This window comes from Variovorax paradoxus (genome assembly GCF_024734665.1).
In the GTDB taxonomy this organism is placed as follows: Bacteria; Pseudomonadota; Gammaproteobacteria; order Burkholderiales; family Burkholderiaceae_C; genus Variovorax.
In genome coordinates this window covers 913,116-937,704 of record NZ_CP102931.1, presented here as the reverse complement: position 1 = coordinate 937,704, position 24,589 = coordinate 913,116, and the positions used below count along the sequence as shown (strand labels likewise).

The 24,589-nt window shown below is 67.7% G+C and carries 27 protein-coding genes; 12 read left to right on the top strand and 15 right to left on the bottom strand.

Annotated features, from left to right (window positions below; genetic code table 11):
* Positions 1–3 precede the first annotated feature (3 nt).
* The 9 genes from NWF24_RS04435 to nac form a co-directional block, all read right to left on the bottom strand.
* Positions 4–705 carry an amino acid ABC transporter permease gene (locus NWF24_RS04435; RefSeq protein WP_258353152.1) on the bottom strand — a complete coding sequence of 234 codons (702 nt, stop codon included), beginning with the start codon at positions 703–705 and terminating at the stop codon, positions 4–6.
* 37 nt (positions 706–742) lie between these two features.
* Positions 743–1,495 (bottom strand): SDR family oxidoreductase, encoded by a 753-nt coding sequence (locus NWF24_RS04430; protein ID WP_258353151.1) that lies wholly within the window; start codon positions 1,493–1,495, stop codon positions 743–745.
* A gap of 165 nt (positions 1,496–1,660) precedes the next feature.
* Complete coding sequence (locus NWF24_RS04425; RefSeq protein ID WP_258353150.1) at positions 1,661–2,425, bottom strand: LamB/YcsF family protein; 765 nt, start codon at positions 2,423–2,425, stop codon at positions 1,661–1,663.
* A gap of 21 nt (positions 2,426–2,446) precedes the next feature.
* A complete protein-coding gene (locus NWF24_RS04420) occupies positions 2,447–2,875 on the bottom strand; it encodes an acetyl-CoA carboxylase biotin carboxyl carrier protein (protein WP_258353149.1) in 429 nt (142 codons plus the stop codon).
* Positions 2,876–3,114: 239 nt separating this feature from the next.
* Complete coding sequence (locus NWF24_RS04415) at positions 3,115–4,098, bottom strand: 5-oxoprolinase subunit C family protein (protein ID WP_258353148.1); 984 nt, start codon at positions 4,096–4,098, stop codon at positions 3,115–3,117.
* A complete protein-coding gene (gene pxpB / locus NWF24_RS04410; RefSeq protein ID WP_258353147.1) occupies positions 4,095–4,766 on the bottom strand; it encodes a 5-oxoprolinase subunit PxpB in 672 nt (223 codons plus the stop codon). The genes NWF24_RS04415 and pxpB overlap by 4 nt, the downstream gene beginning before the upstream one ends.
* Positions 4,763–6,115 (bottom strand): acetyl-CoA carboxylase biotin carboxylase subunit, encoded by a 1,353-nt coding sequence (gene accC, locus NWF24_RS04405; RefSeq protein ID WP_258353146.1) that lies wholly within the window; start codon positions 6,113–6,115, stop codon positions 4,763–4,765. The genes pxpB and accC overlap by 4 nt, the downstream gene beginning before the upstream one ends.
* A 13-nt stretch (positions 6,116–6,128) precedes the next feature.
* Positions 6,129–6,557: an acetyl-CoA carboxylase biotin carboxyl carrier protein gene (locus NWF24_RS04400; RefSeq protein ID WP_093077628.1), complete on the bottom strand. Its 429-nt coding sequence runs from the start codon at positions 6,555–6,557 to the stop codon at positions 6,129–6,131.
* A gap of 136 nt (positions 6,558–6,693) precedes the next feature.
* Entirely contained in the window at positions 6,694–7,632 is a 939-nt protein-coding gene (gene nac / locus NWF24_RS04395; RefSeq protein WP_176928866.1) for a nitrogen assimilation transcriptional regulator NAC, read from the bottom strand.
* Positions 7,633–7,768: 136 nt separating this feature from the next.
* Here nac and NWF24_RS04390 point away from each other — a divergent pair, with 136 nt between their 5' ends.
* Positions 7,769–8,983: an aspartate transaminase gene (locus NWF24_RS04390; protein ID WP_258353145.1), complete on the top strand. Its 1,215-nt coding sequence runs from the start codon at positions 7,769–7,771 to the stop codon at positions 8,981–8,983.
* Between the two features lie 29 nt (positions 8,984–9,012).
* Positions 9,013–9,684, top strand: coding sequence for an RraA family protein (locus tag NWF24_RS04385; protein ID WP_097198134.1), 672 nt, complete (start codon positions 9,013–9,015; stop codon positions 9,682–9,684).
* A 12-nt stretch (positions 9,685–9,696) separates the two neighbouring features.
* Here NWF24_RS04385 and NWF24_RS04380 read toward each other — a convergent pair whose 3' ends face one another.
* Positions 9,697–10,632, bottom strand: coding sequence for a LysR family transcriptional regulator (locus tag NWF24_RS04380; RefSeq protein ID WP_258353144.1), 936 nt, complete (start codon positions 10,630–10,632; stop codon positions 9,697–9,699).
* 108 nt (positions 10,633–10,740) lie between these two features.
* Between NWF24_RS04380 and NWF24_RS04375 the strand changes: the two genes are divergently transcribed.
* Genes NWF24_RS04375 through NWF24_RS04360 form a run of 4 tightly spaced genes read left to right on the top strand, consistent with a single transcriptional unit; the run spans position 10,741 to position 14,612 of the window.
* A complete protein-coding gene (locus NWF24_RS04375) occupies positions 10,741–11,679 on the top strand; it encodes a dihydrodipicolinate synthase family protein (protein ID WP_093057350.1) in 939 nt (312 codons plus the stop codon).
* Between the two features lie 59 nt (positions 11,680–11,738).
* Positions 11,739–12,710: a Bug family tripartite tricarboxylate transporter substrate binding protein gene (locus NWF24_RS04370; protein ID WP_258353143.1), complete on the top strand. Its 972-nt coding sequence runs from the start codon at positions 11,739–11,741 to the stop codon at positions 12,708–12,710.
* Positions 12,700–13,410 carry an SDR family NAD(P)-dependent oxidoreductase gene (locus NWF24_RS04365; protein WP_258353142.1) on the top strand — a complete coding sequence of 237 codons (711 nt, stop codon included), beginning with the start codon at positions 12,700–12,702 and terminating at the stop codon, positions 13,408–13,410. Before NWF24_RS04370 ends, NWF24_RS04365 begins: the two co-directional genes overlap by 11 nt.
* Positions 13,411–13,445: 35 nt before the next feature.
* A complete protein-coding gene (locus NWF24_RS04360) occupies positions 13,446–14,612 on the top strand; it encodes a mandelate racemase/muconate lactonizing enzyme family protein (protein ID WP_258353141.1) in 1,167 nt (388 codons plus the stop codon).
* Between the two features lie 12 nt (positions 14,613–14,624).
* Here the strand turns inward: NWF24_RS04360 and NWF24_RS04355 are convergent, their stop codons facing one another.
* Positions 14,625–15,611, bottom strand: coding sequence for a tripartite tricarboxylate transporter substrate-binding protein (locus tag NWF24_RS04355; protein ID WP_258353140.1), 987 nt, complete (start codon positions 15,609–15,611; stop codon positions 14,625–14,627).
* Positions 15,612–15,799: 188 nt separating this feature from the next.
* On the opposite strand from NWF24_RS04355, the gene NWF24_RS04350 reads away from it, so the two are divergent.
* A complete protein-coding gene (locus NWF24_RS04350; protein WP_258353139.1) occupies positions 15,800–16,348 on the top strand; it encodes a MarR family winged helix-turn-helix transcriptional regulator in 549 nt (182 codons plus the stop codon).
* Position 16,349: 1 nt separating this feature from the next.
* On the opposite strand, the gene NWF24_RS04345 is transcribed toward NWF24_RS04350, so the two are convergent.
* A complete protein-coding gene (locus NWF24_RS04345; protein WP_258353138.1) occupies positions 16,350–16,712 on the bottom strand; it encodes a FlxA-like family protein in 363 nt (120 codons plus the stop codon).
* Positions 16,713–16,844: 132 nt separating this feature from the next.
* Between NWF24_RS04345 and NWF24_RS04340 the strand changes: the two genes are divergently transcribed.
* Entirely contained in the window at positions 16,845–17,291 is a 447-nt protein-coding gene (locus tag NWF24_RS04340; protein ID WP_258353137.1) for a universal stress protein, read from the top strand.
* Here NWF24_RS04340 and NWF24_RS04335 read toward each other — a convergent pair.
* Positions 17,288–18,220 (bottom strand): LysR substrate-binding domain-containing protein, encoded by a 933-nt coding sequence (locus NWF24_RS04335; protein ID WP_258353136.1) that lies wholly within the window; start codon positions 18,218–18,220, stop codon positions 17,288–17,290. The genes NWF24_RS04340 and NWF24_RS04335 overlap by 4 nt on opposite strands.
* Before the next feature lie 139 nt (positions 18,221–18,359).
* Between NWF24_RS04335 and NWF24_RS04330 the strand changes: the two genes are divergently transcribed.
* From NWF24_RS04330 to hpaI, 4 genes are read left to right on the top strand one after another with little or no spacing between them, the layout of a single operon-like run.
* Positions 18,360–19,355: a tripartite tricarboxylate transporter substrate binding protein gene (locus NWF24_RS04330; RefSeq protein WP_258353135.1), complete on the top strand. Its 996-nt coding sequence runs from the start codon at positions 18,360–18,362 to the stop codon at positions 19,353–19,355.
* 55 nt (positions 19,356–19,410) lie between these two features.
* Positions 19,411–20,934, top strand: coding sequence for a UxaA family hydrolase (locus tag NWF24_RS04325; RefSeq protein ID WP_258353134.1), 1,524 nt, complete (start codon positions 19,411–19,413; stop codon positions 20,932–20,934).
* A gap of 31 nt (positions 20,935–20,965) precedes the next feature.
* Entirely contained in the window at positions 20,966–22,438 is a 1,473-nt protein-coding gene (locus NWF24_RS04320; RefSeq protein ID WP_258353133.1) for an NAD-dependent succinate-semialdehyde dehydrogenase, read from the top strand.
* Positions 22,439–22,479: 41 nt separating this feature from the next.
* Positions 22,480–23,289: a 4-hydroxy-2-oxoheptanedioate aldolase gene (gene hpaI / locus NWF24_RS04315; protein WP_258353132.1), complete on the top strand. Its 810-nt coding sequence runs from the start codon at positions 22,480–22,482 to the stop codon at positions 23,287–23,289.
* 72 nt (positions 23,290–23,361) lie between these two features.
* On the opposite strand, the gene NWF24_RS04310 is transcribed toward hpaI, so the two are convergent.
* Both NWF24_RS04310 and NWF24_RS04305 read right to left on the bottom strand, forming a co-directional pair.
* Entirely contained in the window at positions 23,362–24,072 is a 711-nt protein-coding gene (locus NWF24_RS04310) for a DUF1826 domain-containing protein (protein WP_258353131.1), read from the bottom strand.
* The gene (locus tag NWF24_RS04305) at positions 24,062–24,406 is read right to left on the bottom strand and encodes a hypothetical protein (RefSeq protein ID WP_258353130.1); all 345 of its coding nucleotides are present in this window, start codon (positions 24,404–24,406) and stop codon (positions 24,062–24,064) included. Before NWF24_RS04305 ends, NWF24_RS04310 begins: the two co-directional genes overlap by 11 nt.
* Between the last annotated feature and the right edge of the window lie 183 nt (positions 24,407–24,589).

Genomic DNA, 24,589 nt, shown 5'->3' with positions numbered 1-24,589 from the left:
TGCTTAACGTGCACCGACGATGCGATAGCGCCGCGACAGCCAGCCACCCACCGCCATGATGAGCAGCGAGCACACCAGGTACAGCACGGTGGCCACGCTGTAGGCCTCGAAGGTGCGAAAGCTCTGGCTCTCGATTTCCTTCACCGCGTGCGTCAGCTCGGCCACGCCGATAGCCATGGCCAGGCTGCTGTTCTTGAAGAGCGACACACTGTGGTTCACCAGCGCCGGCACAGCGTTGCGGATGGCCTGCGGCAGCATCACGTGGCGCATCGAGCCGATGTAGCCGTGGCCGAGCGCACGCGCGGCCTCGGCCTGCCCCGACGGAATGGCGCGCAGGCCCGAGCGCATGTCTTCGCTGAAGTAGGCGGCCTGGCACAGGCCCAGCGCGACGATCGACAGCAACCTCTCGGCGTTGTGCACCGACAGCCAGCCCTGCAGCGCATCGGGCAGCAGGCTGAAGATGCCGAAGTACCAGAACATGAGCTGCACCAGCGTGGGCACGTTGCGGTGATAGGAGACATAGCCGGCCACGATGCGCTCGGCAATGCGGTTCGGCGTGAGCCGCACCACCAGCAGCACGACAGCCATGGTCATCGCCAGCAACCAGGAGCCGGCCGCGATCTTCAGCGTCTCCAGCATGCCGTGCAGCAGCATGTCGCCGAACTCCGGCTTCAGCAGGATCGCCAGCAGGTCGAAGTCCTTCATGCGCTGTTCCTTTGCGTGGCGTGCATGGGCCGGGGGCTCAGTCGCGCGGCGTTTCCGGCCGCGTGGTCGAGAGGCCGCCGGGCACCTGCAGCGTGGGCGTGATTTCCATGTGGCCCACGTTCACCGCGATGGGCGCGGCAATGGCGAAGGCGATGGCATTGGCGATGTCTTCGGCCTGCGGCAGTTCGTAGCCTTCGACGAAGCGCTTGTAGGTGTCTTCGGAGTCGCCGTGCACGTGCGCGAAGATGTCGGTGGCCACGCGGCCCGGGCAGATTTCGGTGACGCGCACGCGCTTGCCGAAGCAGTCGATGCGCAGCTGGCGCGACAGCATGCTCACGGCCGCCTTGGTCGCGTGGTAGGTGCTGTTGCCGCCGAAGTTGTAGGCCGCGGCTATGGAGCTGATGTTCACCACATGGCCGCGGTCGCGCACCGCCATGCCGGGCACCACGAGCCGGCACAGGTGCAGCACGGCGCGCAGGTTGACGTCCACCAGCAGGTCGATGCCCTCGGCGTCGGCCTTGAGGATGGAGCCGGGGCGGTCCACGCCGGCGTTGTTGACCAGCACGTCGAACTCGACTTCTTTCGCGAGGCGCGTGACGGCGGCGAGGTCGCTCACATCGATGGCGTGCGGAATGCAGCCGGTGCGCGCGGCCAGGTCGGCCAGCTTGTCGGCGCTGCGCGCCAGCGCATGGACCTTCAGACCTTCCTTGCTCAGGCGCTCGACGACGGCGGCGCCGATGCCTGAAGAGGCTCCGGTCACCAGCGCGGTCTTGTAGTCGGAAAACGGCATATCGGGTTCTTTCGTTAAGGGGCAGATGACTGCCTGGATTTCACTGTAGCCAGCGCCTGCGGGCGGCGCCAAGACGGATTGACTGTGGAGCGATAAGCCCCCCTTATGTCGCCCGGCATCTGTGCATATGAGTAAGGGTAAGCACCATGTTCGTGCCCCGATGCATCAGGTCGATTGCCTGGAGATGGGCACCACGCGCCCCGCCTTCTCGACCACACCACGCACGGCGCGGGCCAGGTCGACGGCGCCGGGCGTGTCGCCGTGCAGCAGGATCGAATGCACGCGCATCGGGATCTTCTTGCCGGTGCTGCTGGTGACGGTGCCTTCTTCGAGAAGCTGGCGCACGCGCGCCAGCACCGTGTCGCGCTCGTGGATGACCGCGCCGGGCAGCTTGCGCGGCACGAGCAGGCCGTCGTCGCCGCAGGCGCGATCGGCCAGGAAGGTGGTGCGCACGCGCAGGCCGCAGCGCTCGGCCGCACCCTCGATGGCGCGGCTGGCCGATGTGCTGACGGTGAGCGAGGGATCGAAGTCGGCCACGGCGCGCACCAGCGGCTCGGCCAGCGCGGCGTCGGCCGCGGCCATGTTGCCGAGCGCTCCGTGAAAGCTCATGTGCGTCATGCGGTGGCCGGCGGTGCGCGCCATGCCTTCCAGCGCGCTCAGCTGGTAGAGCACGTACGCCACAAGTTCCTTGGTCTCTATCTGCATCGGCCGGCGGCCGAAGCCCATGAGGTCGGGAAAGCCCACGTGCGCACCCACGTCGACACCACGCTGGCGCGCCATGCGCACGGTGCGGTCCATGATGACCGGATCGCCCGCGTGGAAGCCGCAGGCCACGTTGGCGGAAGAGACGATGTCGAGCAGGGCTTCGTCCTCGCCCATGCGCCAGGGGCCGAAGCCTTCGCCGAGGTCTGCATTCAGATCGATGTCCATCGTGAATCCTTGTCTCGTTCGTCAGAGGGGGTGCAGGTCGAACAGCGGTGCGCCGTAGCCGACGGCCGTTGCATCGTCCGCGTGGATGTTGTCGACGATGCCGGCTTGCGGTGCCGTCACGGGTAGCAGCAGCGGGCCGATCTTCAGCAGGCCGACGATTTGGCCTGCTTCCACGCGCTGGCCGATGCGCACCAGTGATGTGGTGGCCATTGGATGGCTTTGCAGGAATACGCCGAGCGAAGGGGCGTGGATATTCAGGAGCTCGGGCTCGGCTTCTTCATCCGGCAGCTCCACGATTTCGTCGCCCTGCCGGCCGAGGCGCAAGGTGCCTTCTGGCGTGCGCAGTTCCAGCAGGCCTATATCGGTGCCTGCCAGCCAGGCGGCGAGTTGCGGAGTGCGCAGTGTGGTGTCCTGCATGTCAGTTTTTTCCGGGGTGCGTGCGAAGAACACCGGGTACTCCCCTCCGCGAATGTCCCCCGCCTTCGGCTCCTCCTTTATTTCGCTGCGGGGAGCACCCGGTGCTCTTCGCACAATGGGCGCGGCTCTCGTGCTGGCCAATCAACCAGTGCGCTGAACGATCACGTCGATGGTGTGCTCTGCGCAGCGAAATAAAGGAGGAGGCCGAAGGCCGGGGGACATTCGCGGAGCAGAGCACGCCGTCGGCGTGATCGCGCCCCGAACAACGAATCTCACACATGAGGCGCCCCCCGATGCAGTTCCACCACACGCGCCACCTTGTCGAGCCAAGCGCGCACTTCGTCGAGCGCATCCAGCGCCTCTTCCCAGGTGGTTTCGATGAAACGCATGCGGCTGCCGATGGGCGCCTGGCCGAGGCGCCACATGTCGGCCTCGATCACGGTGCCGAACTTGGGGTAACCGCCCGAAGGCTGGGCGTCGCGCATCTGGATGATGGGCTGCCCGTTGTGCGGCACCTGGATCACGCCGGGCACGATGCCGTGCGAGCGCAGTTCCATCGGTGCGATGGGCCGCAGTGCCTCGCCGTCGAGCCGGTAGCCGTAGCGGTCGCTCTGGGAGGTGATTTTCCATTCGCCGGACCAGAAGGCCTCGCGCGAAGTCGGCTCGAAGGCCAGGTACTCGGCCGCGGGCAGCACGCGCACGGCCGCCACGCCATCGCGCTCCAGCGGCAGTGCGAGCGCGGGCGGCACGAGGCCGAAGCCGGTGCGGCACGCATTGCCTGCATCGGCTGCGCGGAGCACGTCACCGCGGCGCAGTGCGCGCCCTTCGTGGCCGCCGAAGGCGCCGCGCAGCTGGGTGCTGCGCGAGCCCAGCACCTCGGGCACGTCGATGCCGCCGGCCACGCACAGCACTGCGCGGCTGCCGCGCTGCGCGCCGCCTTGCGGCAGGCCCAGCGTGAGCACCTGGCCGGCGCGTGCCTGATGCACCCACCAGGGCAGCAGGGGTTGCTCGTCAAGCTTGGCGGCGCAGTCGGCACCGGTCAGTGCGAAGGCGCAGTCTTCGTCGAAGCGCACCTTGAACGGGAACACCGGCACCTCGACGGCAGCCGCACCGAGTGCATTGCCCAGCAGCAGGTTGCCGGCGGCCAGCGCGAGGTTGTCCATGGCACCCGAGGTGCCGACGCCCCAGCGCAGGCTGCCGGTGCGGCCCAGGTCCTGCACGGTGGCGAGCGCGGCGGACGAAAGGATTTCGATCATCGGACGATGCCCTCCACGCGGAATCGGATCATGTCGCCCGGCTGCAGCATGGCGGGCGGGTCTTGCGCCGGATCGAAGAACACCATCGAGGTGCTGCCGATGGTGTTCCAGCCGCTGGGGCCGGCCGATGCCGACACACCCGTCTGCGCACCGCCGATCGACACCGCGCCGCCCGGGATGCTGAGCACCGGCGTCTTGCGACGCGGCGTGGCGATGCGCGGGTCCATGCCGCCCAGGTAGCAGTAGCCGGGATGACTGCCGAGCGCATACACCGGATAGAGCGGCGCACTGTGCAGCTCGACGATGGCCTCGACGCTCAGGCCCGTATGCGCCATCACGTCGGCCATGTGCGGGCCGCCCTCGCCACCGTAGACCACGGGGAGCTCGACCACGCGGCCTTCGCGCGGCACGGCGGTGGCAGCGCTCCAGGCGTCGCACAGGCGCGCGCACAGCGCATCGAGGTGGCGCGGCGCGCGCGTGAAGGTGAGCATCAGGTTGTTCATGCCCGGCACGGCCTCGCGCACTTCGGGCCAGCTCTCGGCTTCGTGCGCCAGCGCCCAGATGCGCTGCTGCGACGGCAGGTTCATGTCGCCGGGCGCTTCGAACAGCAACGCGGTGGTGCCCAGAAGGCTGATGGACGGTTCGGTACGGGATGCCTGTGCGTTCACGCCGCGCTCCTTTGCTGCAGCCAGCGTTCGAGGTGATGGATGTCGACGCCGCCGGCGGCAAAGCCGTCGTCGCGCAGCAGCGCGCGGTGCAGCGGCACGTTGGTGGCAATGCCTTCCACATGCGTCTCGGCCAGCGCCAGGCGCATGCGGTCCAGCGCATCGGCGCGGGTGTCGCCGTGCACGATGAGCTTGGCGATCATCGAGTCGTAGTACGGCGGTACGCGGTAGCCGGCGCCCGCGTGCGAATCGACGCGCACGCCGAAGCCGCCGGGCACCTGCCAGCCGGTGATGCGACCGGGCGCGGGTGCGAAGGTGTCGGGGTTCTCGGCATTGATGCGGCACTCGATGGCGTGGCCCTGGCAGCGCACGTCGGCCTGCGCGAGCGACAGGCGCTCGCCGAGCGCCATGCGCAGTTGCTGCTGCACGATGTCGATGCCGGTGGTCATCTCGGTCACGGGGTGCTCGACCTGCAGGCGCGTGTTCATCTCGATGAAATAGAAGGCGCCCTTCTCGTACAGGAATTCGAAGGTGCCAACGCCGCAGTAGCCGATCTGCCGGCACGCAGCCGCGCAGCGCTCGCCCACCTCGGCCATCAGCGCGTCGTCGATGCCGGGCGCGGGCGCCTCCTCGATCACCTTCTGGTGACGGCGCTGCAGCGAACAGTCGCGGCTGCCCAGCCACACGGCGTTGCCGTGGCTGTCGGCCAGCACCTGGATTTCGACATGCCGCGGATGCAGCAAGAACTTCTCGATGTAGACCTCAGGGTTGCCGAAGGCCTGGCGCGCTTCCTCGCGCGTGAGCGCCATGGCGTCGAGCAGCGCGGCCTCTTCGTGCACCACGCGCATGCCGCGCCCGCCGCCCCCGCCCGCGGCCTTCACGATCACCGGATAGCCGATGTCGCGCGCCAGGGCCAGCACTGCGGCCGGGTCGTCCGGCAGCGCCTCGTCGGGACCGGGCACGCAGGGCACGCCAGCCTTGCGCATCGCGCGCTTGGCCGAGACCTTGTCGCCCATGGTGCGGATGCACGCGGCGCTGGGCCCGACGAACACGAGGCCGGCCTGCTCGACGCGCGCGGCGAAGCCTGCGTTCTCCGAGAGAAAGCCGTAGCCGGGATGGATTGCCTGCGCGCCGCTCACCTCGGCGGCAAACAGGATGGCGGACTGGTTGAGGTAGCTCAGGCGCGGTGCGGCCGGCCCGATGCACAGCGCCTGGTCAGCCTGCGCGACATACATCGCGTCGCGGTCGGCCTCCGAATACACGGCTACCGTTCGCAGGCCAAGGCCCCGGCAGGCGCGCTGGATGCGCAAGGCGATTTCACCCCGGTTGGCAATGAGCACGGTGTCGAACATCGCGCGTGCCTCCTCATCCGAAGCGGAACAGGGGCTGCCCTGCTTCCACTTCCTGGCCCGAATGCACGAGCACCTGCTGCACGGTGCCTGCACGATCGGAGCGGACTTCGTTGAACATCTTCATCGCCTCGATCACGCAAAGCAGCTGGCCGGCTTCCACAGCCTGCCCCGGTTGCACAAAGGGCGGCTCGCCGGGCGCGGGCTGCAGGTGCACCACGCCGAACAGCGGTGCAAGGCATTCGGCGTTGGCCACCGCGGTTGTTTCTTCCAAAGCCTGTCGCGGAGCCTTCCGTGCAGCGGACGGGCTTCGCACGGCAGTTGCGACGCCCAGCGCCGACAGCTTCACCAGCCGCAGCGTGCTGCCGTTCTCGCTGTACTCCAGTTCCGCCAGGTCCGATGCGGCCAAAGCGTCGATGAGCGTCTTGATCTGTTCCTGCTTCATGCCGATGGCTGTGATGGCCGACGCATTCCGCGAACGCGTGACGGCATGCATGAAAGGTAACGGGCCGCGGGCCCGAAGCCAAAGACGGATTGGCTGTGCCGGGATAAGGGCGCCTTATGACGGGCAGCCCATCAGCTCAAGACAAGGCGGCGAGCTCGGGTTCAGGCGTCGATGCGACGGTGCGGGCCAGGTCGACCACGAGTTCGAGCAGGATGTCTTTCACCGCCTGTGCGGGTTCGGACAGCGGCAGGTGGTCGGACTGGCACAGCGCCAGCGGCGCCTCGATGACCGGGTCGACGATGGGGAATTGCCAGGCCCCGCAGCTCGCGACCACCTCGCGCGCCATCGACGCCGGCAGGATGGTGGCGCCCAGCCCGTCGGCAATGGCCGCAGTGAGGGTAAAGGCCGATTCGATCTCCGCCACCACGCGCGGCACCATGCCCGCGCGCACGAAAGCCGCATCCACCAGCTTGCGCACCACGTTGTACGGGCGCGGCAGGAAGAGTTCGATGTCGCGCAGGTCGGCCAGCTTCACCGGCTGCGAGGGCGCCGGCATCGATGCGGGGCCGACCAGGAACAGCGGCTCCTTGAGCAGCGGCAGGAAGGTGAGCCCATGGATGGCCTTGTCGCCGTAGAGCACGGCCAGGTCCATGCGGCCGTTCATGATGAGCTCGCTCAGCGTGGTGCCGTAGTTCTCGTTCAGGTAGAGCAGGATGCCCGGGTGGCGCGCGCGCACGGTGCGCAGCAGCGGCAGCGACAGCGCCGACGCGGCCGTGCCGGGTGCCAGCCCCACCGACACCTGGCCCGAGAGCCCTTCGCCGGCAGCCTCCATGTCGACGCGGGCCTGCTCGCACTGGCGCAGGATGATCTGCGCATGGCGGTACAGCACCTTGCCGGCTTCGGTGGGCGTCACGCCGCGCTTGGTGCGCACCAGCAGCTGCTGGCGCACTTCGCCCTCGAGCGTGGCCAGTTGCTGGCTCAACGCAGGCTGGGCGATGAAAAGGACCTCGGCCGCCTGCGTCAGGCTGCCGATGTCCACGATCTTCACGAAATATTTGAGGCGTCGCAGGTTCACGCCTTGTCCCCAAGCAAAAGCCAAGCCTAGCACCGGCCCTGCGCGGCCGGTATCGGGGCTCACCATAAGCTGCGCCTATACAACCAGTGAAAAGTCGTCTTGGCCTCGGCTGTTCGATGTGCGTACCGTTCGGTCCATGCAAGCCACTACCTCCCGCATTGCCGCCCGCGTGCGGCGCATCAAGCCCTCGCCCAGCACCTCGGCCGCCGACCGCGCCAACGAACTGCGCAGGCAGGGCAAGTCGATCGTGAACCTCGTGGTGGGCGAGCCCGACTTCGACACGCCGCCCCACATCCGCCAGGCCGCGGCCGCCGCCATCGAGCGCGGTGCCACGCGCTACACACTGATGGCGGGCACGGTGGAGCTGCGCGAAGCCATCGTCGCCAAGCTCGAACGCGAGAACGGCCTGCGCTACGCGATGAACGAGATCATTGCCACCAGCGGCGCGAAAAGTGCGATCTACAACGCCTTCGCGATCACGCTGGAGCCGGGCGACGAGGTGATCATTCCCGCACCCTACTGGGTGTCGTACCCCGACATGGTGCTCGCCTGCGAGGGCACGCCCGTTACCGTGGCCTGCCCCGAATCCCAGGGCTTCAAGCTCGCGCCCGCGCAGCTCGAGGCCGCCATCACACCGCGCACGCGCTGGCTGCTGATCAATTCGCCGAGCAACCCGACCGGCGCGAGCTACACGGCGGCCGAATACCGCGCGCTGGCCGAGGTACTGGAACGCCATCCGCACGTGATGGTGATGACCGACGAGATCTACGAGCACATCCGCTTCGACGGCGAGCCGCTGCCGCACATCCTTTCGGTGGCACCGGCCCTGCGCGATCGCACGCTGATCGTGAACGGCGTCTCCAAGACCTATGCGATGACCGGCTGGCGCATCGGCTATGCGGCCGGGCCGGTGGACCTGATCAAGGCGCTGGACACGCTGCTGTCGCAGTCCACCGGCAACTGCTGCTCGGTGAGCCAGGCAGCCGCGGCCGCGGCGCTGAACGGCGACCAGGGCTTCGTGGCCGAGAGCGTGGCCGTGTACAAGCAGCGGCGCGACCGCACGCTGGCACTCATCAACGACATTCCCGGCCTGAGCTGCGCCACGCCGCCCGGCGCCTTCTACCTGTACATCAACTGCGGCGGCCTCATCGGCAAGACCACGCCCGAGGGCAAGCGCCTGAACGAGGACGGCGACGTGGTGATGTACCTGCTCGAAAGCGAAGGCGTTGCCGTGGTCGCGGGCACTGCGTACGGCCTGTCGCCCTACTTCCGTCTTTCCATTGCCACGTCGATCGAGACGCTGGAAGAAGGCTGCACGCGCATCGCGCGTGCCGTGGCCGCACTGCGCTGACGCGCGCTGAAAACTCACAAGGACCAGTCATGCCCTACAAAGCCATCCGCAAGAACCCGTCGGCCCCGCAAGTGGCGCCGGCCATCATCGCCGCGCTGCAGGACATTCCGGTGGCCGCGCTCAGCGACAACCTGCACCGCAACATCGGCAGCGTCGGCCTGCAGCCCTACCACCGCCCCGGACACAAGACCATGGCGGGCACTGCCGTCACCGTGAAGACGCGCGGCGGCGACAACCTCACGCCGATGCGCGCCTTCGAGTTCTGCCGGCCCGGCGACGTGCTGGTGATCGACGCGGGCGGCGACATCACGAACGCCGTGATCGGCGGCATCCTGTCGTTCTATACCGCGACCATCGGCACCGCAGGCCTGGTGCTCGACGGCGCCATCCGCGACGTGGCCGAGATCCGCGAGCGCGACTACCCGGTGTACGCGCGCGGCGTGAACCATCGCGGCCCATATAAAGATGGCCCCGGCGAGATCAACGTGCCGGTGTCGGTCGGCGGCATGATCGTGAACCCGGGCGACATCGTGGTGGGCGACCAGGACGGGCTGCTCGCCTTCTCGCCCGACGAGGCTGAGCTGCTGATCGAGAAGGCCCGCGCGCACCTGGAAACGGAAGCGCGCACGATCCAGGCGATGAAGGAAGGCCGCTGGGACCGCTCCTTCCTCGACGCTCTCGAGGCACGCTGCGCGAATTGAAACTGGTAGCGGTCAGGCGCCTGAGGCGCCTTCGCTGACCAGCGCCCACAGCGCTTCCGCCACCGGCGCCATGTGCGCCTGCTGGCGATACAGCCGGATGTCCACCGGCACGCGCCAGCCGCCCGCGCCGGCATCGACCAGCGTGCCGCTGCGCAGGTCATCAGCCACCAGGCTCATCGGCAGCCATGCGAGGCCGCGGCCTTCAAGTGCCATGGTGCGCAGCAGCGCGGCATGGTGGGCCGTGAAGACGATCGACAGCGATGCGGCGAAGTCCTTGCCGAACTCGCTGTCCTGCATGGCCCGCATGATCCGGCCCAGCCCTGAGGCATCGCTGTAGACCAGCACGGAAGGCGACTGGCCTGCGCCCAACGCATGCAGCGGAGCGCCGTTTGCATCGGGCGCGCTCACGGGCACCAGCACGTCTTCGCTCAAACGCTGAACGGGGTAGCCGGTGTCGTCGAGCCGCCCCGGCGCGCCTGCGTGTCCGTGGCACAGCACGAACTGCACGCGGCGCTGCAGCATCAGGTCTTCGCAGGCGTACGAGCTGTCGGAAACGGTCTGGATCGGGCCCATGCTCAGGCGCGACTCCACGCTGCCCAGCCAGCGCGGAAAGAATGTGAGCGACAGCACGTGCGTGGCGGCGAAGCTGAGGCTGGCGGCATCCAGGTCGTGCGCGGCGCGGGCCTTGATGCGGGCGGCTTCGAGATCGGCGAGCACTTCCTGCAGCAGGGGCTGGAAGCGCTTGCCCGCCGCCGTGAGCGCGGTGGGGTGCCCGCTGCGGTCGAACAGGTCGACCCCCACCCACTCCTCCAGCGATCGGATATGGCGGCTGAAGGCGGGCTGCGCAATGGAGCGCGCCTGCGCGGCACGCGAGAAATTGCCGGACTCGGCCAGGGCCAGGAAATCTTCCAGCCATTCGAGGTCGAGGGGTCGGTTGCCGGGGCCCATGCGCAGCGCAGTTGAATAGTTGTATGCGATTCGAGTATTGGACGGCTCGCGCCCCGCCGGCAAAAGATGCACTCATTCCTGCACCTTGAACCACAACGGAGACACAGCATGCCTTCCATCGCGAATTATCGCGGGATCATCCCCGCCATTTCCTGCCCCTTCACGGCCGACCACCGCATCGACGAGCCGGCGCTGCGCAAGCTGGCCTCGTGGCTCGCCGGCCATGACGGCGTGGTGGCGATCATGACCAATGGCCACACCGGCGAAGTGTTTTCGCTGACGCCTTCGGAGCGCGCCGAGGTGACGCGCATCGTCGCCGACGAGCTGCGCGGCCGCACGCCGGTGATTTCGTCGATCGTGTGCGAAGGCCTGGCCGAGGCCGCCGAGCATGCACGCGCCGCGCAGGCCGCCGGCGCGGTGGCGCTCGACGTGATGCCGCCACACCACTGGCTGCGCTTCGGCTTCACGCCCGGCCATGCGCTGCAGTACTTCGAGGCCATCCACCGCGCCGCGCCGGAGCTGGACCTGGTCTGCCACGTGTACCCGGCCTGGACGCGCGCCTCTTACTCGTCGCAGCTGCTGGCCGAGCTGGCGCGCCTGCCCTACCTGCAGGCCTTCAAGGTGGGCCAGCGCGACATGAACAAGTACGCCCGCGACATCCAGGCAATCCGCGAGGCCGACGCGTCGAAGGCCATCCTGACCTGCCACGACGAGTACCTGCTGGCCTCGATGGTGCAGGGCGTGGACGGCGCGCTGGTCGGCTTCGCGACCTTCATTCCGCAACTGATCATCGACCTGTGGAACGCGGTGAAGGCCGGCGACCTGAAGAAGGCGATGGCGGTGCAGGCGCTCATCACGCCGCTGAAAGACGCGGTGTACGGCGGCGGCGAGCCGACCGGCGAGGCGCATGCGCGCATGAAGGGCGGCATGTTCCTGGCCGGCGTGCTCGACAACGCCACCGTGCGCCCGCCGACGGAAGCGCCGAACGCGCGCGAGATGGATGCATTGCACGCCGCCGTGCAGCAGGCTGGCCTGTCGAAGCGCTGAGCCCACGGGGCCGCGACACCCGCGATGCCCCGATGAAGAACCACAAGGAGACAAGAGACATGCAACGCAACCATTTCCTGCGAGCCACGCTGGCCGCCCTAGCGCTGGCCGCGGTGTCCGCCACCGGCTTCGCCCAGACCTGGCCCAGCCGCCCGGTGCGCATGGTGATTCCGTTTCCGCCCGGCGGCACGCTCGACACCATCGGCCGCCTGCTGGCGCAGAAGCTCGGCGAGCAGACGGGCCAGAGCTTCATCGTGGAGAACCGCGCAGGCGGCAACGGTGTCATCGGCGCCGACGTGGTGTCGAAGGCGCCGGCCGATGGCTACACGCTGCTGTTCAACGCATCGACCTTCACGACGGCGCCGATGACCATGAAGGCCGTGCCGTACGAGGTGGTGAAAGACTTCACGCCGGTAGCCTTGGTCGCCAAGGCGCCGCTGTCGGTGGCCGTCAACAAGAACCTGCCGGTAAGCGACGTGAAGTCGCTCATCGCGTACGCCAAGGCCCACCCCGGCAAGATGACCTTCGCGGTTGGCTCCATCGGATCGGCGGGCCACCTGTCGACCGAACTGCTCAAGCGCGCGGGCGGCGGGCTCGACTACCTGATCGTGCCGTACAAGGGCACGGCGCCCGCGTTCCAGGACCTGATCGGCGGGCAGATCGACGGCTTCATCGACCCCATCCTCGGCTCGCTGCAGTACCACAAGAGCGGCATGCTGAAGGTGATTGCCGTGACCTCCGCCACGCGCGCCACCAGCCTGCCCAACGTGCCCACGGTGAGCGAGAGCATTCCGGGCTACGAGTTCTACAGCTGGTATGGCCTGTGGGGGCCGGCGAAGCTGCCGGCCGCCGTCACGCAGCGGCTCAATGCCGAGGTCAACAAGGCGCTGGGCACCGACATGCGCGAGACGCTGGGTGTGCAGGGCCTGCTGCTGACGCCGGGCAGCGTCGAGGACTTCGTGAAGTTCCAGGCCGACGACATGGCGCGCTCCAAGAAGATCATCGTGGAGGGCAACATCCATGTCGAATGAAGCCGCCACGGCACCGCATGCGGTGGTGACGGGCAGCAGCGGCGGCATCGGCTGTGCCATCGCGTCGCACCTGCTGGAAGCGGGCTGGCGCGTGAGCGGACTCGACCTGGCAGCGCCCACGTTGTCGTCTCACGCGCGCTTCGCGCATGTGGCTGTCGACCTGTGCGATGCCGATGCCATCGCGCGCACAGCCGCCGCGCTTCAGGACGCCGATGCGCTGGTGCACGCGGCCGGCGTGCTGCGTGTCGGCCCGCTGGGCTCGCTCGACCACGCGGGCGGCGAGCTGATGTGGCGCCTGCACGTCGACGCGGCCACGCGGCTGGCCGATGCGCTCGTGCCCGCGATGGCCGCGCGCGGCCATGGCCGCGTCGTGTTCGTCGGCAGTCGCGTCGCACAAGGCCTGCCCGGTCGTGGCCAGTACGCCGCGACCAAGGCGGCGCTGATCGCGCTCGCGCGCAGCTGGGCCGCGGAGGTCGCGGCTCAGGGCGTGACCGTCAACGTGGTGTCGCCGGGCGCCACGCAGACCTCGATGCTGCAGGACCCGGCCCGCGCGGGCAGCGCACCGCGCATGCCACCCATCGGCCGGCTGATACAGCCCGAGGAAATCGCCGCGCTGGTGGGCTTTCTTTTGTCGCCACCGGCGGCGGCCATCACGGGGCAGGACGTCGCCATCTGCGGCGGCTCGTCGCTGCACCGCTGAACGTCTTTTGCTTTCTCCATCCCCCGAACCCGACCATGAAAATCGTCAATATCCTCGAATCCACCCGCCCCATCAAGTCGGACATCCGCAACGCCTACATCGACTTCTCGAAGATGACCCTGAGCCTCGTGGCCGTTGTCACCGACGTGATCCGCGACGGCAAGCCCGTCATCGGCTATGGCTTCAATTCAAACGGCCGCTACGGCCAGGGCGGGCTGATCCGCGAGCGCTTCCTGCCGCGCCTGCTCGAAGCCGAGCCCGCGTCGCTGCTCGACGAGACCGGCGACAACCTCGATCCGCACAAGATCTGGGCCCGCATGATGATCAACGAGAAGCCCGGCGGCCACGGCGAGCGCTCGGTGGCCGTGGGCACCATCGACATGGCGGTGTGGGACGCCACCGCCAAGATCGCGGGCAAGCCGCTGTACCAGCTGCTGGCCGAGCGCTACGGCAACGGCACGCCGAACCCGCGCGTGTTCGTCTATGCAGCGGGCGGCTACTACTACCCCGGCAAAGGCGTGGATGGGCTGCAGCGCGAGATGACCAGCTACCTGGAGCGCGGCTACTCGGTGGTGAAGATGAAGATCGGCGGCGCCACGCTCGCTGAAGACTGCGAGCGCATCGAGTCGGTGCTGAAGATCCTCCGCCCCGGCCAGCAGCTGGCGGTGGACGCCAACGGCCGCTTCGACCTGAAGACCGCCGTCGACTACGGCCGCGCGCTCTCGCAGTACCCGCTGTTCTGGTACGAGGAAGCCGGCGATCCGCTCGACTACGAACTGCAGGCCAAACTCGGCGAGGTGTACGCCGGCCCCATGGCCACGGGCGAGAACCTGTTCTCGATGCAGGACGCGCGCAACCTCATCCGCCACGGCGGCATGCGCCCCGACCGCGACTGGCTGCAGTTCGACTGCGCGCTGAGCTACGGGCTGGTGGAGTACCTGCGCACGCTCGACATGCTGAAGGCGCACGGCTGGTCACCCTCGCGCTGCATTCCGCACGGCGGCCACCAGATGTCGCTAGCCATCGCGGCCGGCCTCGGGCTCGGCGGCAACGAGAGCTACCCCGACCTGTTCCAGCCCTACGGCGGCTTCCCCGATGGCGTGAAGGTGGACAACGGCTACGTCACGCTGCCGCCGCTGCCGGGCATCGGCTTCGAGGGCAAGGCCGATCTCATTGCGGAGATGCGGGCGCTTGCTGCCTGACGAAAGAAGGTCTCAGGGCTGAAATCCGGAGCGCCGTACAACGGGCTCCCATTGCGCGCGAAAGGCCTTGAGCATCTGCGCAGTCTCGGCCGCATTGCTGACCACGGGCGTGATGTAGAGCGCGTCGGCCGCCTTCTGCAGGCCCGGGTCTTTCATGACGTCGCGGATCGCGTTGGCCAGCAGTTGCACCTTGGCGGGCGGCATGGTGCTGGGCGCGAAGAAGGTGTTCCAGCCGTCGGCATCGATCTTCATGCCGGCTTCGCGGAAGATGGGGATGTTGGGCGCGAAGCTCGCGCGCTTCTTGCCCGAGGTAGCCAAGATGCGGATCTTGCCGGCCACGTGCTGGGGATAGAGCGAATCGAGCGTGTCGATGGCAATCGGCAGGCTGCCGCCGCTCAGGTCGGCCGCCAGCGGCGCCGAGCCGCCGTAGCCCTTGATCTGCGGCTGCACGCTCAGCGCATCGCCCACCATCAGGCCGAAGAAGTGGGGCAGGCTGCCGGTGGCGGGCACGCCGAAAATCGCTTCTTCCGGATGCGCCCATAGCCGGCTGACGAGAAACATCGCGCGGTCGAGCTGGAGCTTGTTGCCGACCGCGAGTGCGAAGTCGTAGCTGCTGACCTGCGACACGGGCACGAAGTCCTTGTCGGGGTCGTAGCCCGCGTCCTTGAAGACCAGCGGCGCGACCACCATCACGGCGGGGTTGCCGAGCATCAGCACGTTCTGCCCAGCGGGGGTGCGCTTCACTTCCTTGGCCGCAAGCCGGCCGCCCTCGCCCGGGCGGTTTTCCACGGTCACCTGAACGCCGAGCTTGGGCGTCAGCCGCTCGGCGATCAGGCGCGCGATGCGGTCGGTGCTGCCGCCCGGCGCATAGCCGACCACGAGGGTGATCGGCCCGCCGTCCAGCGCGGCGGGCGCCTGGGCGTGGACCATGGGAGCGCAAGCAGCCAGGGCAATGCCCCACGCCATGATGAGCTTGCGCCTGGAAAGAAATGCGGGCATCGGATCTCCTGCGAGCGGTTGTCGTGAACGGGCGCGCGCGAGTTTTCACGGCGAAAATCGCGCGCCAAGAATGTTTCTGTTCGTTCAAATTTGTTACCGGTTTATACGTATGGGCAAACAGTTGATCTAATCAACTACCGGTGCTCCGAGGCGGGCGAACCACACTCCCCATCCCACTTTTCATCCGTATGCAACAAGCTTTTCCCGATGCGGCAGCGTTGCGCGCGCCCCGTTCCCTGAACGACCTGCTGCTGTACCGCCTGGCACGAGCCATGCGCTCGGGCAACGGCATGGCAACCCGCCTGGTCGAAGGAGGCTTCGGCATCACGCGCCGCGAGTGGGGAATGATTGCCACGCTGGCGCAGGAGGGCGAGATGACTTCGTCGACGCTGGCCACGCACCTGCACCTGGACCGCGTGCGCACTTCGCGCGGACTGCGCAGCCTGGTCGACAAGAAGCTGGTGGTGCGGCGACAGGACGCTCAGGACCGCCGCGAAGTGCACGTGCGGCTGAGCGCTTCGGGCCAGCAGTTGTTCGGCAGGCTGTTCCCCCGGATCGCGGGGCTGAACACCGAATTGCTCGAAGGCATCGAGCCTGCGGATCTCGATGTCTTTCTTCGCTGCCTGCAGCACCTGGAACAACGCGGAGAGCAGTTGCTCGTGCAGGGCGTCGTCATGGAGAAGGCGGACCGGCGCTCGGGGGGCACGCGGCACCGGTGGCCGGAGCGCGGAGGCTGAGTCAGGCCTTCACGTCCAGCATGCTGCCGATCGAAGTGCCGCCAGCGCCACCGGCACTGACACGCTGCGATGTGCTGCCACTGCTGCTGTCGCTCTCGTCCATCGAAGCCATCGCGCTCTTTTGAACGCTGGCCGTGCGCAGCGCATTCATCTGCTGCTGCAGCATGGCAAGCCGGGCCGCCAGCGCGTCGAGCTGCAGCCGGATCGCATCGCGTGCATCGCCCTCGGGTGTGCCGAGCAGCTGACCCTGCGTTTCCGCGATCTGCTTCTGAGTCGTCGTGATCTGGCGCTGGATCTTCGCGATTTCGGCGTTGACGTCGCCTCCGCTTCTGGCGCTGCCGGTCGCACTGATGGCATTCAGCATCTGGGTCCTCTGTTGTGTCCTCAAGAGGGTTATCGGCAGCCGAGGCGAAAACTGAAGGGCCTTGCATGACCGCGATCGCGAACTAGACTGAACATGAGGGCACCCGCGGTGCCGGGGGCCAAGGAGCCTGCCATGTACAAGCGTGTTCTTGTCGCAACCGACGGCTCCGCGCTGTCGGAGCAAGCAGTCAACGCCGCCGTCGACCTGGCCCTGTTGACCAACGCGGAACTGGTGAGCGTCACCGTCGCGCACATCGAGCCAGTCGGCTACTTCGAAGGCTCGATGATGCTGAGCCAGCGGGACATCCAGGCCACTCAGGAGCATACGGACCGCGCCGCGCAGCAACTGGTCGACAAGGTCGTGGCCACTGCGGGCGCCAAGGGCGTTCGCAACCCGCAGGCCATCGTCATGAAGTCGAACCAGGTGGCCGAGGCCATCATCACGACCGCAAAGAACCAGCAGTGCGACCTGATCGTGATGGCCTCGCACGGACGGCGCAGCCTGGCGCGCCTGCTGATGGGCAGCGAGACGCTGCATGTGCTGACGCACTCGCACATTCCGGTGCTGGTGCTGCGCTAACGCGACGGCGCAACCTTTCGCAGGCACTCCATCAGGAGCTGACTGGCGGGCGTCTGCGAACGCCCCCGCAGCGTGATGATGCCCACCGGCGGAAGCTCGATCGGCACGTTGATCTTCAGGATGCACAGCTGCCCCTGCTTCGCAAAGTGCCGGGCGACGCTTCGCGCGAGGAACCCCACGGCCGGCCGCTCATGCATGACGGACAACGTGACGAGAAACGAAGCGGTCTCGACGATGTCCGCCGGCGGCACGAGGCGGTGCTTGTAGAACATCTGGGCCAGCTTCGAGCGTGACGAAGCCCACGGCGGGGGCACCACCCAGGGCAGTTCGGCGAGCATCTTCCAGCTCGGCCTGGCAGCCTGCGCCAACGGATGCCCGGGGCTCACCACGATGCACATCGGCTCTGTGTAGAGGGCCTCGGTCTCCAGGTCCGGCGAGGCATAGCCGGGCTCCAGCCGGCCGACGATCAGGTCGAGTTCGCCCACGCGCAGGCGGGGGAGCAGCCGTGTGAGGTCGCCCTCTTCCACCATCACGGTGGTCAGTGCCGACTGCTTCTTGAGCTGCTGGATGGCCTTGACGAGCAGGCTCGGCGTGGCCACCACCATCGCGCCCACGCTGGTGCGGCCGGCACCGCCGCTGGCCACGGCGTCGATCTCGTCGCGCGTGCGCTGGTAGTCGGCCAGCACCGAGCGCGCAAAGCGCACCACCGTGACGCCGAAGGGCGTGGGCTCGGTGCCGCGCGTGGAGCGCGTGAACAGTTTCAGATCGAACATGCGCTCGATCTCTGCCAGCATCTTCGAAACGGCCGGCTGCGTGATCGAAAGAAACTCCGAAACCCGCCCGAGGTGGCGGAACTCATCCAACGCCACCAGCAGTTGCAGATGACGCAGCTTGAGGTTGGAACGAAGAACGCGGTCGATCTGGCTCATGGGGTCGCAGGGGTTTTGAGCGGGCTTTCTTCTTCATAACCTGGAGCTCATGAAGAGAGTCCGCTATTTCATTGGATGGCAATGATTGTCTCCGGAAGAATCCGCTGTGCTTGCCGAACAACGATTTCTGGAGACAACGATGAAAACCCCTCGCAACATGGCGCGGCGTCAGCTCGTGCTGGGCGGTCTTGGCGCCGCCGCGCTCGCCACCGCCCCCGCTCGCGCGCTGGCCGCCGACTACCCCGAACGCCCCCTCACATTCATCTGCCCGTGGCCCGCGGGCGGCACGGCCGACCGGTCGATGCGCATCATCTGCCAGATCGCCGCACGCGAACTCGGGCAGCCCATTGCGCTGGAAAACCGCGCAGGTGCCTCGGGAATGATCGGCACCAAGGCCCTGGCCTCGGCGCGGCCAGACGGCTACACCATCGGCCAGATACCGATCTCGGTCACGCGCTTCTCCCAGATCGGCACCGTGCAACTCGATCCGCTGAAAGACCTCACCTACCTCGCGCGCACTTCAGGCCAGACCTTCGGCATTGCCGTGCCGGCGCGCTCACCATTCAAGTCGCTGCGCGACGCGGTGGCGCAGGCCAAGGCCCACCCCGGCACCATCACCTATGCGCATGCCGGCATCGGCGGCGCCACGCACGTGGGCATGGAACAGTTCGCGCAGGCCGCCGGCGTGAAGTTCAACGCCATCGCCTACAAGGGCGGTTCGGCCGCGCTGCAGGACGTGCTGGGCGAACAGGTCGACATGCTGGCCGACAGCAGCTCGTGGGCGCCGCACGTCGAAAGCGGCAAGCTGCGCCTGCTCGCCACCTGGGGCGAGGCGCGCACGCCGCGCTTCAAGGACACGCCCACGCTCAAGGAACTCGGCTTCGACGTGGTGGTGGAAGCGCCCAACGGTATCGGTGCGCCCAAAGGCCTGCCGCCCGCAGTCGAGAAGCGGCTGCGCGATGCGTTCCGCACAGCCGTCAACAGCGAAGAATTCCGCAAGGTGGCGGAAAGCATCGATGCGCCCGTCATGTACCAGGACGGCCCCGACTACCAGAAGTACGTGCAGACCGTGTACCGGCAAGAGACCGACCTGATCCGCAAGCTCAACCTCAAGGAGCTGATGGAAAAGGGCTGATGAAGCCTTCGCCCACCGGCATCCGAACCTGCTCGAAGCAACCCCACGCCACGCCATGAACGACAGCCCCCTGCTTCGCCTGCACCCGAACGACAACGTGCTGGTCGCCAAGAGCGCCATTGCCCTGGGCGAGACCATCGCCGAATTCGGCGTGCGCGCCAGGGCGCAGATTCCCGCCGGCCACAAGATCGCGTCGCGCGCCATTGCGGCCGGCGAGGAAGTGAAGAAGTACGACACGGTGATCGGGGTGGCTTCGCGCGACCTGCAGGCCGGCGACTACGTACACAGCCACAACCTCACGCTGGTCGACAGCTACCGCGATCCGGCCTTCTGCCAGGACGTGCGCCCGGTGGACTTCGTACCAGTTGCCGAGCGCGCGACCTTCATGGGCTTCGAGCGAGCCGGCGGCGGGGTCGGTACGCGCAACTTCATCGGCATCCTGTCGTCGGTGAACTGCTCGGCCACGGTCATCAAGCGCATTGCCGCGCACTTCACGTCCGAGCGCATGGCTGCCTTTCCCAACGTGGATGGCGTGGCCGCCTTCGCGCAGACCAGTGGCTGCGGCATGTCGTCGCCGAGCGAGCATTTCGACGTGCTGCGCCGCACACTGGCGGGCTATGCGCGACACCCGAACCTGGCCGGCGTGCTGATCGTGGGCCTGGGCTGCGAGCGCAACCAGGTCGATGCGCTGGTCGATTCGCAAGGGCTCGAAGCGGGCCGACTGATGCGCACGCTGGTGATGCAGGAGGTGGGCGGCACGCGCCAGACCATCGAGGCCGGCATCCGCGCCATCGAAGAAATGCTGCCCGAGGCCAACGCCGCGCGGCGCACGCGCGTGGGCGCGCACCACCTGAAGATCGGGCTCGAATGCGGCGGCTCCGATGGCTTCTCGGCCATCACCGCCAACCCGGCTCTGGGCGCGGCGATGGACGTGCTGGTGCGCCACGGTGGCACGGCCATCCTGTCGGAGACGCCCGAGATCCACGGCGTGGAATTCATGCTCACGCGCCGCGCCGCAACGCCGGAGGTCGGGCAGAAGCTGCTCGACCGGCTCGCATGGTGGGAGCGCTACGCGGCTGGCCAGAACGCGCAATTCAACGGCGTGGTGGGCCACGGCAACCAGGCCGGCGGCTTGGCCAACATCTTCGAGAAATCGCTGGGCTCCGCGATGAAGGGCGGCACCACGCCGCTGCGCGCGGTGTACGAATACGCCGAGCCCATCGACGAGCCCGGCTTCGTCTTCATGGACTCGCCGGGCTACGACCCGGTGGCCGCAACGGGGCAGATCGCCAGCGGCGCGCAGCTGATCTGCTTCACCACCGGACGCGGCTCGATGTTCGGCAGCAAGCCCGCGCCGACGATCAAGCTCGCGAGCAACACGCCGATGTTCCGCCGCCTCGAGGAAGACATGGACATCAACTGCGGCGTGGTGATCGATGGCGAACTCTCCGTGCCCGAACTGGGCCAGCAGATCTTCGAGCAGATCCTGCGCCACGCTTCGGGCGAGCCGACCAAGAGCGAGACGCTGGGCCTGGGCGACCACGAGTTCGTGCCGTGGCACCTGGGCATCGTGAGCTGACTGCCTTCTTTCCTCCTTTCTTCTTCTCTCCATGCCCCTGACCCTCTCGCGCCCCAACCTGCAACGCACGGCCAACTTCATCGCCGGCGAATGGTTGCGCTCCGCTTCCGGCCGCACGCTCGATGTGACCGACCCGGCCACCGGCGCCCTCATCGCGCAGGTGCCCGACTCCAATGCAATCGACTCGCGCGCGGCCGTCGATGCCGCGCATGCCGCCTTCCCCGCCTGGCGCAAGACGCCCGCCAAGCAGCGCGCGCAAATCCTCAAGCGCTGGAACGACCTTGTGATGTCGCATCAGGAAGACCTGGGGCGGCTCATCTCGCGCGAGCAAGGAAAGCCGCTGGCCGAGGGCCACGGCGAAGTTGCCTATGCGGCCAGCTACATCGAATGGTTTGCCGAAGAAGCCACGCGCGCCAACGGCGACGTCATTCCGGCGCCCGTGCCGGGCCGGCGCATGTTCGCGCTGCGCGAACCGGTCGGCGTGGTCGCGGCGATCACGCCGTGGAATTTTCCGGCCGCGATGATCGCGCGCAAGATCGCTCCGGCGCTTGCCGCGGGCTGCACCGTGGTGTGCAAGCCGGCCGAGGACACGCCGCTGACTTCGCTGGCCCTCGTGGCGCTGGCCGCCGAAGCCGGCGTGCCGCCGGGCGTGCTGAACATCGTGACGGCATCGCGCGAGCACACGCCCGAGGTGGTCGATGCCTGGCTCGACGATGCGCGCGTGCGCAAGATCACCTTCACTGGCTCCACGCCGGTGGGCAAGCACCTCGCACGCCGTTCGGCCGACACGCTCAAGAAGCTTTCGCTCGAACTCGGCGGCAATGCGCCGTTCATCGTGTTCGAAGATGCAGACATCGAAGCCGCGGTGGAAGGCCTGATGGCCGCCAAGTTCCGCAACGGCGGCCAGACCTGCGTGTGCCCCAACCGGGTCTTCGTGCACGAGGCAGTGCACGAGCGTTTTGCCGAACTGCTGGTTGCACGCGTGGCGGCGCTGCGCGTTGGCCCGGCCAGCGATGCGGCCTCGCAGATCGGGCCGATGATCAACGCACGCGCGGTCGAGAAGATCGAGCGCCACGTGCAGGACGCTGTGGCGCGCGGCGCGCGCGTGCTCACCGGCGGCACGCGGCTGCCCGAACTCGGCGCGAACTACTTCGCGCCAACCGTGCTCGCCGATGCCGACGCCACCATGGCCTGCGCCTGCGAAGAGACCTTCGGCCCGGTCGCGCCCCTGACGCGCTTCTCGAGCGAGGCCGAGGTGATCGCGCAGGCGAACGACACGCCCTTCGGCCTGGCCGCGTATTTCTATTCACGCGATGTGCGCCGCATCTGGCGCGTGGCCGATGCGCTGGAGACCGGCATCGTCGGCATCAACGAAGGTGCCCTGGCAGCCGAGGCTGCGCCCTTCGGTGGCGTGAAGGACTCGGGCTACGGCCGCGAGGGTTCGGTCCACGGGCTGGACGACTACCTGCACACCAAGTACGCGTGCCAGGGGCAGCTGGACTGACGGCCGGCGCCAATTCATCACCACTCTTCGACAGATCCCACATGCCCGCTCACAACCCCTTCAAGGCGGCCCTGGCCGCAAACCAGTCGCAGGTCGGCCTCTGGCTTTCGATGGCCGATCCATACATGGCCGAGGTCAGCGCAACCGCCGGCTTCGACTGGCTGCTGATCGACGGCGAACACGCCCCCAACGACCTGCGCTCGACGCTCGCCGCGTTACAGGCGGTGGCGCCGCATCGGGCCCAGCCCGTGGTGCGCGCCGTGCAGGGCGACACCGCGCTCATCAAGCAGCTGCTCGACATCGGAGCGAAGAACCTGCTGGTGCCGATGGTCGACACCGCCGAGCAGGCGCGTGCGCTGGTATCGGCCACGCGCTATCCGCCGCGCGGCATTCGCGGCGTGGGCAGCGCGGTCGGACGCGCGTCGCAGTGGAGTGCGCGCACCGACTACCTCGATGCGGCCGACGACGAAGTCTGCCTGCTGGTGCAGGCTGAGACGGTGCAGGCGCTGGGCAACCTCGCGTCGATCTGCGAGGTCGATGGCGTGCACGGCGTGTTCATCGGCCCCGCAGATCTCGCAGCCTCGATGGGCCATCGCGGCCGGCCCGGCCACCCCGAGGTGCAGGCGGCCATCGAAGGTGCGATGCGGACCATCGTGGCCTCCGGCAAGGCCGCGGGCACGCTGACTTCAGATCCGAAGCTGGCGCGCCGCTATCTCGAACTCGGCTGCACCTTCGTCGCCGTTGGCGTCGACGTGCTGCTGTACGCGGGCGCTGCGCGCAAGCTGGCGGCCGACTTCCTCGGCGCGCCGGTTGCCACCCCCGTGCCGCCTGAATCGCGCGGGGCGTACTGAGCCGCGGCGCATCGGCAGAACGACAAGTACTGCCGTCGCCGCAACAAGAATATGCGCCCGGTCAGCGCGCCTCTACCGCAGTTCATCCAGACGCAACACGTAGCGATGCGACCCGAGGTTGCGCAGTTGCGGCGAACGGTGCACCAACCCTCGATCACTGCCTTGCGTATCCACGCCACGGCCCTGAAGGAGCGCAACGGCCTGAAGCGGCATGCGCTCGAAGGGCCCAGTAAAGCCCTTAGGCATCCGCAGTGCCGTGTCTGCGTGCGGAGATGCCACCCACTCCGTGCCCAGGCCGCTGTAGCTGCACAGCAGATGCAGTCCGGCATGGTCAAGGTGCCAGTTCTCATCGATGCCGCAGCCGCGAACCTGCAGCGTAAGGCTCATCCGGGGGCTTCCGGTTATCAGCGCAAAGCGTGTGGCGAGCATGTCGATGTCTGCCAGCAAAGCGTCTCGCCCGGGCCCACGCGGCGTGCGCGAGGTCTTGCACGCTGCGTGCAGCGCAGCCGCTACATCGGCCGCACGCAATTGCAGTTGCGCCGTGGGATGCCTGGCCGGAGGCAAGGCGTCCAGCCATGCAGCAATCGGAGCCTGCGGTTCGCGCCGCCACAGTGCCAGGTCGATGCCCGGTTCCAGGATGCGTTCGAGCACGTCGATGTCCTGGCCGAGCAGGATCTCCGGCGGTTGCCGCAAGAGCGCCGGCCGACTCAGGCAATCGCGGACAAAGGTCTTGCCGTAGCCGGCCGCCGCATCCGCGACCGCGCTCTCCAGGTCAGCCACCATTGGCCAGACCACAACGCCGGAGATGCTCGCGCCAGCTTGTGAGGTGGCCGATCTCGCCATCGGGCGCGCATTCGAGCAGACAGTGCACCACGGAGGCATAGCTCTCCAGGGGCAGACGAATCATGAGGCGGGCGCGCGGAGCGCCATTTGCACACGTTGCATTCACGCGCGTCAGGGGCTCGCAGCGCAGCACGCCGGCCCCCTTGCATGCGGCGATGCCGCGCCGCACGCGGCACGCGTCGACCGACGGCACCGTGACATCGAGCACCTTGAAAACCGTCTCGCTCTTGGCACGCACAGTGCCTGCGTATTCCCGATAAGCGGCGTAAGCCATGAAACTCCTGCAATGGAAAAGAACACGGCTTCAGTATCGGCAGGCGCGTGTGAAAACGGTGTAAACAATGCACCCTGCGGTGGAAATGCCGCGTAAATATGCTGGCTTCAGCGCTGGCCCGATCTGGAACTGGCCGTGGACGAGCAAGAGATTTCCCAGCAACCCGGGCAGCCCTCTTGCGGA

What these genes read in the sequence shown, in the direction of transcription:
- NWF24_RS04435 (WP_258353152.1), bottom strand. Translation starts at nt 705, where the DNA reads ATGAAGGACTTCGACCTGCTGGCGATCCTGCTGAAGCCGGAGTTCGGC.
- NWF24_RS04430 (WP_258353151.1), bottom strand. Translation starts at nt 1,495, where the DNA reads ATGCCGTTTTCCGACTACAAGACCGCGCTGGTGACCGGAGCCTCTTCA.
- NWF24_RS04425 (WP_258353150.1), bottom strand. Translation starts at nt 2,425, where the DNA reads ATGGACATCGATCTGAATGCAGACCTCGGCGAAGGCTTCGGCCCCTGG.
- NWF24_RS04415 (WP_258353148.1), bottom strand. Translation starts at nt 4,098, where the DNA reads ATGATCGAAATCCTTTCGTCCGCCGCGCTCGCCACCGTGCAGGACCTG.
- accC (WP_258353146.1), bottom strand. Translation starts at nt 6,115, where the DNA reads ATGTTCGACACCGTGCTCATTGCCAACCGGGGTGAAATCGCCTTGCGC.
- NWF24_RS04400 (WP_093077628.1), bottom strand. Translation starts at nt 6,557, where the DNA reads ATGAAGCAGGAACAGATCAAGACGCTCATCGACGCTTTGGCCGCATCG.
- NWF24_RS04390 (WP_258353145.1), top strand. Translation starts at nt 7,769, where the DNA reads ATGCAAGCCACTACCTCCCGCATTGCCGCCCGCGTGCGGCGCATCAAG.
- NWF24_RS04385 (WP_097198134.1), top strand. Translation starts at nt 9,013, where the DNA reads ATGCCCTACAAAGCCATCCGCAAGAACCCGTCGGCCCCGCAAGTGGCG.
- NWF24_RS04380 (WP_258353144.1), bottom strand. Translation starts at nt 10,632, where the DNA reads ATGGGCCCCGGCAACCGACCCCTCGACCTCGAATGGCTGGAAGATTTC.
- NWF24_RS04375 (WP_093057350.1), top strand. Translation starts at nt 10,741, where the DNA reads ATGCCTTCCATCGCGAATTATCGCGGGATCATCCCCGCCATTTCCTGC.
- NWF24_RS04370 (WP_258353143.1), top strand. Translation starts at nt 11,739, where the DNA reads ATGCAACGCAACCATTTCCTGCGAGCCACGCTGGCCGCCCTAGCGCTG.
- NWF24_RS04365 (WP_258353142.1), top strand. Translation starts at nt 12,700, where the DNA reads ATGTCGAATGAAGCCGCCACGGCACCGCATGCGGTGGTGACGGGCAGC.
- NWF24_RS04360 (WP_258353141.1), top strand. Translation starts at nt 13,446, where the DNA reads ATGAAAATCGTCAATATCCTCGAATCCACCCGCCCCATCAAGTCGGAC.
- NWF24_RS04355 (WP_258353140.1), bottom strand. Translation starts at nt 15,611, where the DNA reads ATGCCCGCATTTCTTTCCAGGCGCAAGCTCATCATGGCGTGGGGCATT.
- NWF24_RS04350 (WP_258353139.1), top strand. Translation starts at nt 15,800, where the DNA reads ATGCAACAAGCTTTTCCCGATGCGGCAGCGTTGCGCGCGCCCCGTTCC.
- NWF24_RS04345 (WP_258353138.1), bottom strand. Translation starts at nt 16,712, where the DNA reads ATGCTGAATGCCATCAGTGCGACCGGCAGCGCCAGAAGCGGAGGCGAC.
- NWF24_RS04340 (WP_258353137.1), top strand. Translation starts at nt 16,845, where the DNA reads ATGTACAAGCGTGTTCTTGTCGCAACCGACGGCTCCGCGCTGTCGGAG.
- NWF24_RS04335 (WP_258353136.1), bottom strand. Translation starts at nt 18,220, where the DNA reads ATGAGCCAGATCGACCGCGTTCTTCGTTCCAACCTCAAGCTGCGTCAT.
- NWF24_RS04330 (WP_258353135.1), top strand. Translation starts at nt 18,360, where the DNA reads ATGAAAACCCCTCGCAACATGGCGCGGCGTCAGCTCGTGCTGGGCGGT.
- NWF24_RS04325 (WP_258353134.1), top strand. Translation starts at nt 19,411, where the DNA reads ATGAACGACAGCCCCCTGCTTCGCCTGCACCCGAACGACAACGTGCTG.
- NWF24_RS04320 (WP_258353133.1), top strand. Translation starts at nt 20,966, where the DNA reads ATGCCCCTGACCCTCTCGCGCCCCAACCTGCAACGCACGGCCAACTTC.
- hpaI (WP_258353132.1), top strand. Translation starts at nt 22,480, where the DNA reads ATGCCCGCTCACAACCCCTTCAAGGCGGCCCTGGCCGCAAACCAGTCG.
- NWF24_RS04310 (WP_258353131.1), bottom strand. Translation starts at nt 24,072, where the DNA reads ATGGTGGCTGACCTGGAGAGCGCGGTCGCGGATGCGGCGGCCGGCTAC.
- NWF24_RS04305 (WP_258353130.1), bottom strand. Translation starts at nt 24,406, where the DNA reads ATGGCTTACGCCGCTTATCGGGAATACGCAGGCACTGTGCGTGCCAAG.